The organism is Aporhodopirellula rubra, assembly GCF_014192335.1.
Taxonomy (GTDB): Bacteria; Planctomycetota; Planctomycetia; order Pirellulales; family Pirellulaceae; genus Rhodopirellula; species Rhodopirellula rubra.
In genome coordinates this window covers 209,669-225,776 of record NZ_JACHXU010000001.1, presented here as the reverse complement: position 1 = coordinate 225,776, position 16,108 = coordinate 209,669, and the positions used below count along the sequence as shown (strand labels likewise).

At 54.5% G+C, this 16,108-nt stretch carries 10 protein-coding genes; 7 read left to right on the top strand and 3 right to left on the bottom strand.

The features are described 5' to 3' along the window. Position 1 precedes the first annotated feature (1 nt). The 7 genes from FHS27_RS00710 to FHS27_RS00680 all read left to right on the top strand — a co-directional run bounded on the left by FHS27_RS00710 (position 2) and on the right by FHS27_RS00680 (position 8,920). Positions 2-793, top strand: a complete 792-nt coding sequence (locus tag FHS27_RS00710; RefSeq protein WP_184300375.1) for a flagellar biosynthetic protein FliR — start codon at positions 2-4, stop codon at positions 791-793. 2 nt (positions 794-795) lie between these two features. Beyond that, the gene (locus FHS27_RS00705; protein ID WP_184300372.1) at positions 796-1,866 is read left to right on the top strand and encodes an EscU/YscU/HrcU family type III secretion system export apparatus switch protein; all 1,071 of its coding nucleotides are present in this window, start codon (positions 796-798) and stop codon (positions 1,864-1,866) included. 398 nt (positions 1,867-2,264) lie between these two features. Beyond that, the gene (locus FHS27_RS00700; RefSeq protein ID WP_184300369.1) at positions 2,265-4,280 is read left to right on the top strand and encodes a glycoside hydrolase family 127 protein; all 2,016 of its coding nucleotides are present in this window, start codon (positions 2,265-2,267) and stop codon (positions 4,278-4,280) included. A gap of 365 nt (positions 4,281-4,645) precedes the next feature. Then, a complete protein-coding gene (locus tag FHS27_RS00695) occupies positions 4,646-5,059 on the top strand; it encodes a hypothetical protein (protein WP_184300366.1) in 414 nt (137 codons plus the stop codon). Positions 5,060-5,106: 47 nt separating this feature from the next. Further along, entirely contained in the window at positions 5,107-6,003 is an 897-nt protein-coding gene (locus FHS27_RS00690) for an SDR family oxidoreductase (RefSeq protein ID WP_184300363.1), read from the top strand. 218 nt (positions 6,004-6,221) lie between these two features. Beyond that, entirely contained in the window at positions 6,222-7,751 is a 1,530-nt protein-coding gene (locus FHS27_RS00685) for a DJ-1/PfpI family protein (protein ID WP_221224786.1), read from the top strand. Between the two features lie 302 nt (positions 7,752-8,053). Beyond that, positions 8,054-8,920 carry a DUF1853 family protein gene (locus FHS27_RS00680; protein ID WP_184300357.1) on the top strand — a complete coding sequence of 289 codons (867 nt, stop codon included), beginning with the start codon at positions 8,054-8,056 and terminating at the stop codon, positions 8,918-8,920. Here the strand turns inward: FHS27_RS00680 and FHS27_RS00675 are convergent. From FHS27_RS00675 to FHS27_RS00665, 3 genes are read right to left on the bottom strand one after another with little or no spacing between them, the layout of a single operon-like run. After that, a complete protein-coding gene (locus tag FHS27_RS00675; RefSeq protein WP_184300354.1) occupies positions 8,912-9,934 on the bottom strand; it encodes a hypothetical protein in 1,023 nt (340 codons plus the stop codon). The genes FHS27_RS00680 and FHS27_RS00675 overlap by 9 nt on opposite strands. Beyond that, entirely contained in the window at positions 9,931-12,366 is a 2,436-nt protein-coding gene (locus FHS27_RS00670; protein WP_184300351.1) for a hypothetical protein, read from the bottom strand. The genes FHS27_RS00675 and FHS27_RS00670 overlap by 4 nt, the downstream gene beginning before the upstream one ends. Next, entirely contained in the window at positions 12,363-16,106 is a 3,744-nt protein-coding gene (locus FHS27_RS00665) for a hypothetical protein (protein ID WP_184300348.1), read from the bottom strand. The genes FHS27_RS00670 and FHS27_RS00665 overlap by 4 nt, the downstream gene beginning before the upstream one ends. Positions 16,107-16,108 lie beyond the last annotated feature (2 nt).

Below are 16,108 nucleotides of genomic sequence, written 5' to 3'. Positions count from 1 at the left end.
CATGCAGCCATTGGTCGACTGGCTTATGGAACACCTCGTCGTCGGCGTTCTCGTCTTAACAAGACTGGGAATGCTGCTGATGGCGATGCCTGCCATTGGTGTGGGCGTGCCTCGGCGAGTCAAAGCCTTGCTGGCGTTGATCATGACGGCGCTTCTGCTACCGACGCTCGCGGATCGACCCTCGCTGCAAAACCTGCCCGAAATCGACCACCTAGCGAGCCTCGCGATCGCCATCGCTCGAGAAGCGTTGGTTGGCATGCTGATTGGCGCAACAGTTCAAATCGTGATCACGGGAATCCAGCTCGCCGGCGAAGCCATCACCAGCACCGGCGGCATGCAATTAGGCGACTCCGTTGACCCCACCACCCAAAGCAGCATGCCTGCTATGGCACGGATGGTCGGCATGCTCGTCACCGCGGTCATGTTACTGAGCGGAGGACACCGCGTCGTGCTCGGGCTACTGGTCGAAAGTTTCGATCACGTTCCCCCCGGAAACGTCGTCTTTCACGATTCCATGATGCAAGCGGTGATCGATTGCATGAGCGGAGCACTCGCGTCGGGCGTGCGTGTCTCAGCCCCCGTTGTCGCGGCACTCCTCTTGAGCAATTTGGTCACCGGATTGATCAGTCGCACCATGCCACAAATCAATGTGCTCGCGATCGGACTCAGCGTCAACGCGTTGGCATTGCTCGTGGTCACATCATTGACCATCGGATCGGTCGCGTGGATCTTTCAAGATGACCTCGCCGCGAATGTCGAGCGTCTTTCCTTGATCTGGACGAGAGGCGATTAAGCATGTCCGATGGAGACAAAAAACACTTTGCAACCGAGCGGAAACGCAGACAGGCCCGTGAAAAAGGCCAGGTTGCCAAAAGCCAAGACCTCACATCAGCGACCCTGTTGCTTGCCGCTCTCGGTGCGATGTATGTCGTCGGCGGAAAGACTGCGGCAATCATGGCGGGAGGCATCGAGTCGGCACTTTCGAATTCCCGACTGATCGCCTACACGCCCCAGGAAGCCACCAGCGAGATGTTGCGTCTGAGCGGAAGGCTCGCCATTGCGACCGCTCCTATTTTGCTGCTGATGTTTGCTGGCGCGATTGCAATCAACGTCACGCAGGCAGGCCTGATTTTGTCTCCTGAAAAGTTGATGCCCAAACTCAGCAACATCAGCCCTCTATCCGGTGCGAAACGCATCTTGTCCGTCCGCGGGCTGATGCGATTAATGTTCGGCATGGTCAAGGTTGGACTGATCGGCACGGTCGCCTACTACGCACTGCGTGCTCATAAAGACAGCGTCATCGCGATGGCAGTGATGTCGGTACCCGAAATCGCGTCGACCATGTTTCACACTCTCTTGGGAGTTTGTTTGTGGATCGGATCTGGCCTGTTCGTGCTCGCCCTCTTGGAATGGGCTTTCCAGAAATGGAAAAACGAACAAGACATGATGATGACCGACCAAGAACTGCGTGACGAAATGAAAGACACTGAAGGCGATCCTCAAGTCGCCGCGCGTCGCCGACAAGTTGCCCGTCAATTGGCGATGAACCGAGCTAGCAACGATGTCCCTAATGCCGACGTCGTTGTCAGCAATCCCACCGAACTCGCCATCGCGATCAAGTACGATCCGAAAACAATGCCTGCCCCCGTAGTAGTCGCCAAAGGGGCGGGGATGATCGCACAAAAAATTCGCCGCGTCGCGCTTGAAAATGGGATCCCAGTCGTCGAACGGAAACCACTCGCACAGTTTCTCTATAAAAATGTCGACGTCGGCCAGGAGATCCCCGCCGATCAGTACCAAGCCGTCGCCGAAGTCCTGCGATACGTTTATCAGCTCCAAGGCCGGCAAATCCCGCAAGCCGCGTAAACCTGCCTCCGCTATCGCACGACCAGCGAGAGCCTCTGCCCCGTTGCATTGAACGATTCGTCCCAAAACGCGACCCGACCTTCTTATCGCTTCGCATAAATCGATGTTTTCGCCCCAATCGGCCAAGCGGCATATTGACGCTTTCCTCGGTCACTCCTACGAGCGATCTCGGCAACGAGCGACATCCTCTCGAAAGCGTTAACGCTTTGCTATTAAGGATTTACATAGTTTCGCGGTCAACCGCCGTCTCTCCATTCGCTCACTGAGATCGCCCACGGTGCAACCCTGCTTGTTTTGGGAAGAAACATAATTGCATTATGATATTAAAACACTGGCACTAGCGGGATCGGTTCACCGTCGGTCATACGCTCCAAACTCCCCACGACGACGCGGCAAACATGGTCCGGTTAATCACGACACTTATCGGCCTGTCGGTAGCGAGCCACACGTTCGCCCAAGACAAGGCAATCATCGACTCTTCGAAGAGTCCCCATATCCAACTCCACGCAATCAACATCGGCGACTGTCAATGGACAGACGGTTTCTGGGCCGAGAAGTTCAAATTGTGCGAGTCAGTGATGGTGCCGCATATGGGCGACATCCTTAAAGGCGATGTCGGCCACGCCCTGAACAATTTCAAAATCGCTGCCGGAATGATGGAAGGCAAACACCAAGGCTTTTCTTGGCACGACGGCGACTTCTACAAGTGGATCGAAGCGTGCGTGTATCTCGATGCCGTCAATCATGACGAAAATCGCCTGGATGATATCGATAAAATGATCGACATCATCGGCCGAGCCCAAGAGAACGACGGGTATCTACACACGGCAACCCAAATCGAAGGGATACCCCACTTCTCAAACCGTCGTTTTCACGAGATGTACAACTGCGGCCACCTCTACACTGCCGCATGCGTCCACCACCGCATTACAGGGAAAACTAACTTCCTCAACATCGCAATCAAAAACGCAGACCTCCTCTATCGTTTGTTCCAACCGCGCCCCAAACAACTGTCGAGGTTCGGTTTCAATCAAACTCAAATCATGGGTTTGACGGAACTCTACCGCACCACGAGAGACAAACGTTATCTCGAACTCGCTGAAATCTTCATCAATAATCGTGGCAACCAACGCAGCGGCGACGAACCGAACGTTACGGGAGAATCATTTGGCGACATGGTTCAGGAACGCGTTCCACTGCGTAATGAAACGGAAGCCGTCGGACATGCCGTACTCGCGTTGTACTTCTATGCCGGCGCAGCAGATGTCTACGCCGAGACCGGCGAAAAAGCACTAATCGATGCACTCGATCGACTATGGGAAAACGTAGTCGACAAAAAGATGTACGTGACAGGTGCCCTCGGCCAAACACATTACGGCGTTTCAAGCCGTCACGACAAAATTTCAGAAGGCTTCCTGGATGAATACATGATGCCCAACATGACCGCCTATAACGAAACCTGCGCGAACATTTGCAACTCGATGTTCAGCTATCGGATGCTGGGCATCAAAGGTGACTCCAAGTACGCCGATGTGATGGAACGCGTCTTGTTCAACAGTGCTTTATCGGGCATCAGCGTCGATGGAAAACATTACTTCTATTCCAATCCGCTTCGCATGATCAACGGCTCGCGAAACTATGCGAAGATGAACACCGAATCGCCCAAACGTCTTCCCTATCTCAAATGCTTCTGCTGCCCACCGAACCTAGTCCGCACGATCGCAAAGTCTTCCTCTTGGGCCTACAGCCTTTCGGACACCGGCATCGCGGTGAACCTTTACGGCGGCAACAAGCTGTCAACCCACATGCGAGACGGCTCTCCAATTCGACTCAGCCAGAAAACAAATTATCCGTGGGAGGGAAGCGTCAAAATCACCGTCGAGTCATGTAAAAACGAACCATTCGAAATTCGTTTGCGCATTCCCGAATGGGCTGCCGGCACCGAAATCCGGCTTAACGCGGAGTCCTTTAATATCAACGCACGTGCGGGCAGCTATGCAACGATCCGTCGCACATGGACCCCCGGCGACGTGATCGAACTCGACATGCCGATGAACGTCCAACTCATCGAAGGTCACCCTCGTATCGAAGAGGTGCGAAACCAAGTCGCCGTGGCACGTGGTCCCGTTGTTTACTGCCTCGAGTCCCCAGACCTTCCCAACGAGACAAGCATCCTGGATGTATACCTTCCGTCCGACTCGCAATGGACTCCGCAGTTCCAACCAGACTTCCTCGGCGGCGTCACCACAATCACCGGCGATATCGCAGTCCGCAACATCCCCAAACAACACATGTATCACCCGATCGGCAAACCACAATGGAAAACCGAACGTGCTCAATTCATCCCCTACTTCGCATGGAGCAATCGGGGTGAAAGCGAGATGACCGTATTCGTTCCCATCATCTGGAAATGAATTTCAGCGAACGATTTTGCAAGGCGTTCTCACCACCGCGTACGGGTCCCGGATCGGCCCGTCGGAGCTTCAAACGCTCAGCCTCCGTTCGAAATTCTCAATGCACTCCTCCGTGTGGAGGTAGTGCATAGGGGACGTGCACTCTGCATAAGAAAACCGCATCACCGAGAACGCTCACGCTATCAAAATCTCGCTCGAAATTTTTTCTCGATCAAAATCTTCAGTTTTTATCGAGGCCGTTGAAATTCGAAATCAAGCATCCATTTCGTGGTACACACTTTGCGTTCTTTATGGGAGAAAGCTGCGTTGCTTAGATTTTGAGCACAGTCGCTAGCCATTCGAACATCCTCAATCGATCCAATCTGATGACCATTCGCGCCAAACGATTGCCGGGAAAGAGCCGGTCGCGTCTTTCGTGGTTTCGCGTTCATCCCGGAAAACCGCTGGATGTTTCCTTCCAATTGATGGACACCAATCGAACGTCGGTCAATTGGGTTGGGCACGAACCTCGGTTCCGCATCTACAGCCAGTTCGTCGACCAACTCGTAGTTTTGGAGATTACCGATCCACACCGATGCGAATTCAAACTCGGTGGCATTTGGCGTCTACGGCTTACGGCTGAAGAAACCGACTTGCTACCTCGGGGTGGGATGCGTTTCACACTCGAGCACCGTGACACCGAGAATGATTTCACGGTCGGTCTACTCGGAACAGTGAGTTGTTGCGACGTCTCGACGACAAGCGACCACAACCGCATCTCGAATTTGCTGCCCCGCTGAATCCAATGCCTCCTGTGACGATGAACGCGGCCTGATGTACATCGTCTATGAATCGAAAAAGTAATCGGCATCAGGTGGTTCTTGTTACCGGGGCTTCCGTCGGCCTGGGGCTTGCCATCGCCCGTCTTCTGATCCATGAACAACGGCATGCGAAGCTGCACCTTGTTCTAACAGCACGCCCCAAATCGCTGGGTCGGTTTCGAAGCAATGACATCGTGGAGCGTGATGGGCTCTGGATTCGCCCTCTCGATGTCACGGATTCGCAACAACGACACGCCGTCGTCGATGAAATCGAATCAAAGTTAGGCGGAGTCGACATCCTAATCAACAACGCTGGTGTGGCGTATCGATCCTGCGTTGAACACGTGACCGAACCGGAACGGTTGCATCAAATGAACATCAATTTCCGATCGCCACTGGAACTAGCACGTTGCGTTTTGCCCGGCATGCGAGCACGGCGATCGGGAAAAATCATCAACATCTCTTCGGTCGGTGGCATGATGGCGATGCCCACCATGTCCGTATACTCAGCATCCAAATTTGCTCTCGAAGGTGCCAGTGAAGCACTCTTCTACGAACTGAAACCATGGAACGTCTCCGTCACGTTGATCCAACCTGGATTCATGCGTTCAGATGCGTTCGAGAAAGTTCCCTACACCATCAAGAGCGCCGAAGCTTCGGCAGACCCCGCCAACCCGTACCACGAACACTACCATCACATGGAGCGGTTCATCGAAAGAGCGATGCACCGAGCCCCCGCGACTCCCGAATCAGTTGCCGCCAAGGTTATCAAAGTCATCCGCCATCGATCGCCTCCACTGCGAGTGTACGGAGGCATCGACGCGTTACTCTTTTCACTATTACGACGCATCTTGCCGAGACGATTCTACAACTGGTTTCTGTACTGGAATCTCCCCAAAATCCGCGAGTGGGGAACGCGGTAAGGACCGCATCGCTGACGGATGCCGTCGATGCACCGGGGCATTTGAAATCGAGCCACGCCAGCCGAAGGGTACCAGATCACACCCAAAAACGGCGCACTCGACGCACGTAGCCATTAAGATGAGTTGTCTCGAATACTGGACCTCACCGGCTCGCTTGTTGCCAACGTCCCCCGTGACTCGCGATCTTTTCCCCACGTCGCCGCCCTAAAGTGATCCTCATGCAAACGGCAAACGCATTCCTTGTCGCCATCTTACTTGTGGGCTTTCCCGCCCCCTGTTTTGCACAACAATCCGATTCGTGGAACGATCTCATTGAACGCGTCGACGTCAACCAGAACACCGTGTCAGGAAGGTGGCAAAAATCAGATACTGCCATTTCCACCACCGCCGCCGGTGCCGCGATACTGTCGCTGCCATTCCACCCCAAATGGGAGTATGACTTTCGCGTCAAATTCACTCGCAACTCAGGCGTTCATTCCATCGCATTGTTCTTCGTGACCGACCACGGACAAGCCTGCTTCGAGGTCGACGCGTGGGGCCAACACATGGCCGGCATCCAAAGCATCAACGGGGAAACCATTCAACAAAACTCAACTCGCAGAGACAACCAAGCATTGGTGAACGGCCGGACCTACACGGCTCTCGTAGAAGTGCGTCACGACCGAGTGCGTGGTCTGCTCGACGGCAACGTAATCGCCGAAATTACACTCGCAGGGAAGCGACTCACGGTACCGAGAGTGTGGGAAATTCCCGATTCGAAATCCCTGGGGGTGGGGGCATACGCGTCTGACACAACGTTCCACCAAATTGAAGTCCGCACGATCAATGGCGGCCGGTCACTCTCGACACCACTTGGTTCATCCGATCAAACCGCTGCATCATCACGAACCGCGATGACGTCCCCCCGTGAAATGACGCCCGGTGAAACATCGCCCAGTGAAACATCGCCCAGTGAAATAGCATCCAGTGAAACATCGCCCGATGCAAGCACCTCATCGACACCGGGTTCACGTCCCCCGTCGTCCCCCGACCAACCGTCGCCGGCCATCCCAGCAACGCGTCGGCCGAGTTCAACCCAAAAACGAGTCCTGCTCGTTATCGCAAACCAAGACTTCTTCTATCGCGAGTACATTGAACCTCGCCGGGAACTCGAACGTGCCGGAATCACCGTCGACGTGGCCGCAGGACGCAAGACCACCTGTCGTCCACACGGTAATTCAGGGCAACAGGGCAGTGGCAACGTCATGCCGGATCTTGCGATCGCTGATGCGGACGCATCCGACTACGACGCGATCATGTTCTCCGGCGGTTGGGGATCCTCGATGTACCAATACGCCTTCCAAGGTTCCTACTCGAATCGCGTCTACAATGGTGACCCGCAAACGAAAGCTGCCGTCAACCGCCTGCTCAGTGACTTCATTGAGCAGGATAAGTATGTCGGCGCGTTGTGCCACGGCGTATCGGTACTGGCTTGGGCACGGGTCAACGGGCGCAGTCTTCTGCAGGGAAAACGTGTCGTTGCATCTCCGCGGCAAAGCCCTTCGGGCACCTACAACGGTCGTCGTGACCAACCACTTTCACGATGGAATGCACAGACGAATGGAGCACAACTGTCTCCCGCTCGATCGATCGGCAACCCGCGAACGTCTGCCGATGATGTCATGATCGACGGCAAAATTCTCACGGGCGAAGACGACAATTCCGCCACACTCTTCGGCGCAACTCTCGCGAAATACCTCACTCAGTAATCGCGAACGTGGACAGGCGCGTTAGAGATAATCGCGGCCCCAAACATCAACGCCCTTTCTATTGTCGAACGCCAGCCTTCGCAACAGCGTACGCCCATCTCATATTGACGTCTTTGCGTCGTCGCGTCTGCCTTGCCCGACGAACTCCGCTCGATGCACTAATGCGCGATACGATTTGACAATGCGAGTGTCCATTGCAGAATACTCCCGCGACACTGCCCTGAAAATGTTCAAATAATTAATCTCATATGTTTTCCCTTGGCTTCCCTGGAACGGCGTCGGACGCCCAAATTTCTGTAGCAATGTCAGCGAACCAAGAACAACTCCTTCGAGACCTACTGTGGACAGTCAACAGTCCGTCGCTAATTGATTCGCAACGGGTACCCACGCGGATCACAGCCGATCAAATTGACGTTAACCATTTGGTCGCCTTTTTCTCCGACCGACCATCGCGCAAGGTCGGATACTACTTCGAACGCTTACTGCATTATTGGTTGAAACATGTTCGAAGAGCAGACATCGTCGCCCACAACCTGCAGATCCACTCCGAACAGCGAACCCTCGGCGAAATTGACTTCCTGTATCGCGACGAACAGAACCAACTCGTTCACATCGAAGCCGCAGTCAAATTCTATCTATATCAACCGGACCACGCCGTTCTAGGAAGTCACTTCATCGGCCCAAACGTTCGAGACACTTTTGAGCGAAAGATGCATCGACTTTTCTCGCATCAATTACCTCTGAGCGTCGAGCACGTTCCAGATGTCGTCCATCGCGAGGCATTTGTCAAAGGCCGAATCTTTTACGAACACGACGCTCCGGCACCGCCACACCTTCCGCCCCGAATGTCAGCGGACCACCTAACAGGGAGCATCCTTTGTCTGCAGCAATGGAACGACCAGGCAAACACAGCCGATGTCCGTTATCACATCCTGCGCAAACCATTCTGGCTATCTGAGTGCCACTACGAAACTGACGACCCGCGATTGCGATCACTCACCGACGCTCAGGCTGCCGTTCGCAACCACTTCGCCGAATATCCAACGCCCGTATTGATAAGTCAGTACAACGCGGGCAACGAGACAGACACTGAAACGGACCGCTTCTTCATCATCCCCGATGATTGGCCGCTGCCTAGCGAAACACCGACCGGGAAGAAGTCACTCTGATGCCGGATGATAGATTTTAGCGAGTTCAACCATTAACGATTCAAGCTCGCTGTAATAGTCCGCTTCGCTCATCGCATCCTTCTTATCCCGTAACGCCTCGACTTTCAGTTCGAGTTGGTCGCGAGCGACGGTTTGTTCTTTCGACAACAGCACCGGCTTTGTGTCCGACGACTCATCTCCCACCGCCAACGTAATACGTCTCGCGGCTTTGCCATCGACCTCCGCGCCATCTTTCGCCATCGCAATCGGACGTGTACCTCGAAAAGCCTCCGCCCGCGTACCCAAACCATCACCGTTATCATCGATCAATGCGTGCTCCGTGGCGATCCGTGCTTCGGTATCATAGAACCGCTGTGTCTGTTTGCTAGCACTGAGAAATGCCTCCAAAACAGAAACCTCTCGGTCATGATCCAGATCGGAATCGCTCGAACGCAATGCGTCGGTAAAGAACTTCCCAAACCTCGCAAAGTTCTGCTCGGTTCCCGATTGGGTAGCCGTCACAATCACACGCCCCGGTGCTGAGAGAGCGTTAACAAAGGGCCCACTGGATGAAGTGCAATTGACAATGACCATCGGCCCACGGGTGTCTAAATCGTCCGCGCCGTTATCCTGACTCTTCAACCATTCCGCTATTTCCTCGGCCGCAACGTCGGGGCCTCGAAGATTGAATTTGGACACGCCGCGTTGATACGTGCCATGCCCAATCAAAACAATCCAGTGCGTTGCCTGAGAATCTCGAATCGCCTGCAAACGCGTTTCCAATGTTTGGCGGTCGCTCGTTTCGGACTTTGCATCACCGATCGTGACGATCGGCACGCCCGCACGCTTCGCGATTGTCTTCCAGTGTTCGGTCCATTGCGAAAACATCTCGGCGTACTCGTTCGTTCCTGCTGCGCCGACAACCACGGTGATCTCCGTCGAGGCGGCACCGCTTGCTTCCGTCGCGACGACCGAACGCTCGCAGAACACGGTCGCTAACGATAACAAAATCAAGATCATCGCTCGCATGCTCATGCCATCCCTTTCCATCGCCTCAATCCCCATTCCGTACACAAACATCCGATCATTGCGGTCATCCACCACCCGGAGTGCCATAGTGGATACGTCCACGTTTGCGTGACGGGCATCTTCTGCGTGGGCAACTCAGCGGCAAACGCATCGAGTTCGTCGTCGTCCACCACCTTGCCACCGGTTTGTTCGGCAATCGTTTCGAGCAATTCACGGTTCAATCCGACATTCTGAAATTCCTTGACTTCAGGTTCGCTCGCCCACCCTGTTTCGGCAAACCCGATCGGCGCCTCATCCGGCCCGGTCACCGATGCCGCAACGCGGTACGCACCTGGCTGGTCACTCCAATAGGTCGCGCGGTACACACCTGCGTTCTGATCGTCAGACGTGGCTTTCAGCACGATCGGTTCAGATCCAATCGGAGTGACCGTGAGTTCGACGTTCGCATTATCGAGAGGTAAATAGGCTTCATCGACGACGGAAACGAGCAGATCTACGGCTGATTGAGACTCGCCGTTCTGCTCAACGCGTGCATCAACTCGACGAGGAACTTCACCGACCAACCAATGCGCCATCTGCCGCCACATCTGCGCCGGATCGTCTCGATCGTTCTCGTCTGCTTGCGTTGAGCGATGCATTGACCACCGCCACAAATCGCCCACCGGTATCGCGGCGGTGCGGCCTTTACCAAAACGCTGAGCCACGATTGCCGGTGTCGTATCTCCGTTCTCATCACTCACTTCCGCCAAAACAAAAGCGCCCGGCTTCACGTCGCCAACGGCATTCACCGTTGTCAAATTCGGCAGTTGATTCACACGTGCGTTTTCGTCTCGCTCGTTATCGCGGAGACGAATCCAAGGCTCCAGCATTCCTTCTCGCGTAATCGTGAATTGATAGTTTGATGCAGCCCTCTCTTGATTCGAACGAGGGCCGTATACCGCAGACAACTCGCCGAGCGTACTGTCGGCAAACGCTTTTCCCGAAAACGATTCTTGCCCACCCAGCATCAACAGTCCTCCGCCTCGCACACTGACGAATTGCCGCAACAACAACAATTGATCTTCACTGAAGAATTCAGGTTCAATGTCATCAAGAATCACAGCTTGGTACGCGAAAAGTTCGTCAGCGGATTCCGGAAACCCGTCGCTCAATTCGTCAGACTCTTTAACGCCCATTCGGATGATGACCGGTTCGTCATACTGCTGCGCCAACTCCGCCTCTCGATCATCGACACCACGGAACAGCGAGTTCGTTCCCGCAACACCTTGATCACGAAAGCTGAACTTGGGCTCTTTGTTCGCGATTCGCAGCAACCCGACCAACTGAATTTCAGCATCGGACGAGATCGCACGGCGCAAAAACTTAAACTCCCAATTCGGTCGTCCAGCAACATACAAGATGCGATAGGGCCCGGCATCGCGATCAACAGTGACGAGCCGTCGATTGTTGACCTGCGTCGCCTCGGAACTCGAAGACAATCTCTCCTCGTCGGCATCGAGTTCAAACAGGGCCCGATCACGTTCAGCGAACACAGTTGCGGTGAAAAAACGCAAACCCGGCTGATCAGGACGAAACTGAAAGGTCACTTCACCAACGCTTTCCCCGTCAGGCAACGTCAGTTTGGTTTCCTGCACCGACTTGGGTTGCTCTCGATCTTGTAGCAATACCACCAATTCACGGTCGTGCCCCGTGCTCTCGACCTGCACCCGAACCGACACGGGAGCCGATTCAAAATCAGTCTGACGCACCGTGATGTCGCGAATTCGGATATCCGCCATCGTGTCGGATTCACTTGGCAAAACTGGATAGACAGGACAACCGACACTCGTCCAGTCAAACGATGCCGCCGAATCGGTGGCGTTGCCGTCGGTAAACAAGAGCACACCCGCGAGTGGCCGTCCCGAAAATCGTTCGCCGATCGATGCCAAACTCGTCGACAAATTGGATGCGTTTTCGTTGGTCGTCTCCAATTCAAAATCATTGGCGGTCCCGAACGGGATTTTTGCAACGCGTGATGCAAAGTGATATCCGCGTACGTCGAAGTCTTGCTCCATCCGACGCAACCATTCGTTTTGATCGTTTACCAAGTCTTCGATGCGTTCGCCTCTTGAGCCTGAGGATGACGACAACTTCATACTCATGCTCTCACTCTGATCAATCAAGATCGGCAGCAAATTGGCCTTCGGACGTGCGTGCTCACTGGTTCGCATCGGTTGCAACAAACAGATCGCTGCTAACACAATTGCGGCGATTTTGAGAGTTGCCGCGAACCACCGAAGGTTCCCCATCGAACGACTGTTCGCATAATTCCACAACGTCATTCCGCTCAGTAAAACGGCCACAATCGATGCGGGAATCAGCCACTGCGGTGATCCCCAAATCACACCTAATCCGATTGGTAGCGTGTCCGTCAATGCGGGGAAGTTACCTGAAATCACTGACCACTCCCCAGTCGTTCGTAGTACCTTCGAACGGCATCGCTGTATTCACTCGGCACCGGGTCACGGTCGATCGGCACCAGGGCATTTTTTTCCGCTGACCGCCGCAGCCATTCCTCTTGAACATCGCGTTGTAGCTCACGCAACGGTTTGGCGATCATTTCTTCGACCATGTCCCATTGCGGTGCCTTCGCATGTCGAATCAGGTCGGCGCGAACATCGCGTGCCCGATCCCGAATTCGTGCCGCCCGCGATCGAATCTCCGGATCATCGACCATCTCTTCGACGTCTCTCAATTGATCCGTCCACTCGCGAAACCCGTCCCCGCTAATCGGAGAGGAACTCGGCCCGTTCGCGGCATTGCGACTACGACTCGCTGAACTGTTTCTGGACTCGGTTCCTCGTTGCATTTGCCCATTTGGCTCTTCTGAACTCTGCCGCGTCGATTGGCCCTGTCCTTCGCCTGGATTCTGCCCGGACTGCGCTGTCGGTTCAGCTTGCTCGTTTTCGTTTTCTCCAGACCGTGATCCGGTCGGTTCGCCTTCACCGGGTTGACCGTCACCACGTTGATCTCCCCCACGTTGTGACTGGCCATCCCGTAGTTCTCCGGGTGAACGTTGCCCCGACGGCGTTTCTCCAGACTGCGGATCTCCCGGCGGTCCGTCTTGCTGCTGACCTTCTCCCGATTGCTCACCACGTTGTGGTCCACCTTCCTGCTGCCTGCTTTCCTGTTGCCTGTCCGCTTGTTGCCCTCCTTCACCCGATCTTTCCCTCGGCTCACTCGGGTTTGACTGCCCAGACTCGCCGGCATTTGCCTCTCGAATTTCTTCTTCGAGATCGCGGCTGAGTTGTTCTAATTCACTCGCGGCCCGACGAAGTGCTTCAGACTCATCACCCAATACAGAGTCGGCCGCTTTTTGGAGTCCCTCCTTTAATTCTCGAATGCCTTCGTTCGCTTGCGTTTCCGCTTGCATAGCTTCTTCGCCGAATCCATTACGAAGCAGTTCCGACGTTTCCTCTAACCGAGAATCAACTTGTCGTTGCTGTGTTTGCCGAAATGAATCGTAGAGCGATTCAGCGAGCAATGGCTCCGCGGTCTCAGCTTGCTCGACCGTCTCCTGCATTTTTTCTTGGAGATCACGGAGACGATCACGCTGTGATTGAATTTGCTGATCAAGTTCCTTTTGCTCTGTGCCGGCGCGAAGTCCTGGCGAAGGCTCGTTTTGCTGTTGCTGCAATTGCTCAGACAAGTCTTGTTGACGTTCATCGAGTTCGGAGGCGGCGTCTCTCATCTCACGCACCGCATCGTTGAATTGCCCTGCCGCACGTTCGCGAAACTCGTCCCGCATCGACTCCAGTTCGCGTTCGGCCCGCTTTCCTGCCGAGAGTGCTTTCGAGGCGTCGTTCTGCTGCAACGCTTCTGATGCTTCGCGAACATTTTCTCGCGTCTGTGCGAGTTGCTCACTTTCCTCCTGCATCGACGATTGATTCTCTGGGCTCTGCATCCGCTCATCCAGTTCATCGATTTCGCGAAGCATCTCCTGTTGCTGATCTCGCAATCGTTTCAGTTGCCGCTCGATTTCCTCCTTGGCTTTCTCGTCCTCCGCCATTTCGAGTGCCGATTGAAGCTGGGCAACTTGCTCATTGATGTCTTCTTGACGCTTCGCGAGTTCCCGAAGTCGGCTCAGCACCTGGCGTGTCTCTCGCTCCTGTTGCTCTTCCGCACTATTTTGTTGGGCTTGGTTTTCGGTCTCATACCGATTTTCATCTTGCTCTAATTCCAGATCGTTCAGTTGCTGCTGACGTTGCTGCGCGGAACTCGAACTGGAACTGGATTGACTCTGTTGTTGGGATCGAGTGACTTCGAACTCGCGGGCTCTCAACTTCAGTAACCCCTCGTAGCTCAACTGTTCCGCCGCGAGGGCCCTTCCGTGTGCTTCGAGATCGTCAGACTCTGCCGCGGCGAGTTCCTCCACCGCCGTTTCCATCGCATCTCGTGCGACGCTGACGTATTGCAACGACTCCTCGTCCTGCAGATTCTCGGCGAGCGTGTCGAGGGCTTCGATCTGCTCATGCTGTGCTTCAGCGATCAGGTTCACATCGGATTTGAATTCACTCGTGATCCCATCGCGAAGCACCCGCCACGTCGCGCCAATGATCTCCTTCTGCGATTGAGCGACTTTCTCGGCTTCCTGCTCGTTTTCGCTGGGCTGCGACGGTTGCCCGCCTGGAGGTGGATCGCCTTCGCGAAAGATCTCTTCAAACGGACGAACTTCAGCGAAATACATGTCTCCCTGAGTCCGCCGTGGATTGCCATCTGGACCAACATCCTCCGCCCAGAAATAGTAAGTCAACAACTGATCCGGTTCTGCCTTCAACGACTCAAACTCGATCAAGTGTTCAACACTCAACTTCCGCGTCCGTCCCACATCAGAAGCCAAGACGACCTCCTGAGTGTTTCCCGCAAAAGTATAAGTCAGCCCCATTTTCTCGATACCGAAATCGTCTTCCGACTCGGCCGTCACCGTCAACTCTTCAAGAGGAGACACACGCACGTCGCCGGCCGCAGTCGTCTTTAGCTTGGGCTGCTGGTTGGGCAGCGTTCGCACAATCAGTTCAGGAGGATACTTATTCGCACGGCCCTGATCATCGATCAACTCAAGCGTGTAACGCTGAGAATCCTTCAAGACCATCTCGTTTGATTCCGCCGTGGCCCCGTCGTCGTTAAGATTGAGAGCAACCGATTCACCTTGCTGGTTTAGCAATGTCGCTGACGCCACCGGCTTGTTCAACAAGAATTTCCAAACGAGCGTTGTTCCTTCAACCGCCGATACACGTCGCGTGTCTTCGATCGTTTTATCGTCGATCTTGGTATAGGACGGATAGCGTATCGATGCATCGCTACGCACCAACGATGGATACTCAAACACTTCGACTGAGTACATTGGGCTCGCCCAATTTGGTGTCAATACCTGATATCCAAACGATTCGCCTACCGAAACAACCAATCCACCCAAAACAGGATCTAGCAAATTTTGTTTCATTGGCAACCGCGACTCGCTCCCATCTCGCAAAACGACTCGCAGTTCGCCCTCACTGGGAACCAATGATTCGAACTCACCATTGAATCGAGCCGTCACTAAGAGGTTCGTGCCTCGTTCGACTTCAGTGTCACCCGGCGAAACCGTAACATCGTTAAGCAATTCATGTGGGTTGTTGGCCAACAACGCTTGGGCCGGTTCAGTCTCAAACACCATGATCCCGAGCACACCCAACATCAACGCGACCGCGCCAATCCCGCTCAGCCGACTCAGCAAGACCTGCCCCCGCGGCACCGTCTCTGTCCACGCGTATTGTTGGCTGTGGTCGCATGCCTCACGGATTACCTGCTGCTGTAAATAACCCGATCGCAATTCGGGATTGTCGGATACCGACACGGCAGTGATCAAACGTTGCTGGAGCGTCGGATATTTGGTCTCGACTGCTTTGGCGATTCGCGCGGGGTTTCGATAACTCCTCGCCGTGATCACGAGGGCAATGAGGGACATCACAACCGCTGCGGCGAACAAAACAGTCGCAGTCGATTTCGCATCCATCTGGCCCGAAGTAACACTTGGCAACATCAACGCGGCCACGATAGCAATTACCAACGCGATTACCGCAACGTTCCACCAATACAGCCGTTGACGAAATCGACGAGCAACCTGATAGAGTCGATTTCGAAGCGTGTTTTCGAGCATGA

Bases quoted from the DNA above. Each gene is read 5' to 3' on its own strand.
- FHS27_RS00710 (WP_184300375.1), top strand. From the start codon at position 2: ATGCAGCCATTGGTCGACTGGCTTATGGAACACCTCGTCGTCGGCGTT.
- FHS27_RS00705 (WP_184300372.1), top strand. From the start codon at position 796: ATGTCCGATGGAGACAAAAAACACTTTGCAACCGAGCGGAAACGCAGA.
- FHS27_RS00700 (WP_184300369.1), top strand. From the start codon at position 2,265: ATGGTCCGGTTAATCACGACACTTATCGGCCTGTCGGTAGCGAGCCAC.
- FHS27_RS00695 (WP_184300366.1), top strand. From the start codon at position 4,646: ATGACCATTCGCGCCAAACGATTGCCGGGAAAGAGCCGGTCGCGTCTT.
- FHS27_RS00690 (WP_184300363.1), top strand. From the start codon at position 5,107: ATGAATCGAAAAAGTAATCGGCATCAGGTGGTTCTTGTTACCGGGGCT.
- FHS27_RS00685 (WP_221224786.1), top strand. From the start codon at position 6,222: ATGCAAACGGCAAACGCATTCCTTGTCGCCATCTTACTTGTGGGCTTT.
- FHS27_RS00680 (WP_184300357.1), top strand. From the start codon at position 8,054: ATGTCAGCGAACCAAGAACAACTCCTTCGAGACCTACTGTGGACAGTC.
- FHS27_RS00675 (WP_184300354.1), bottom strand. From the start codon at position 9,934: ATGAGCATGCGAGCGATGATCTTGATTTTGTTATCGTTAGCGACCGTG.
- FHS27_RS00665 (WP_184300348.1), bottom strand. From the start codon at position 16,106: ATGCTCGAAAACACGCTTCGAAATCGACTCTATCAGGTTGCTCGTCGA.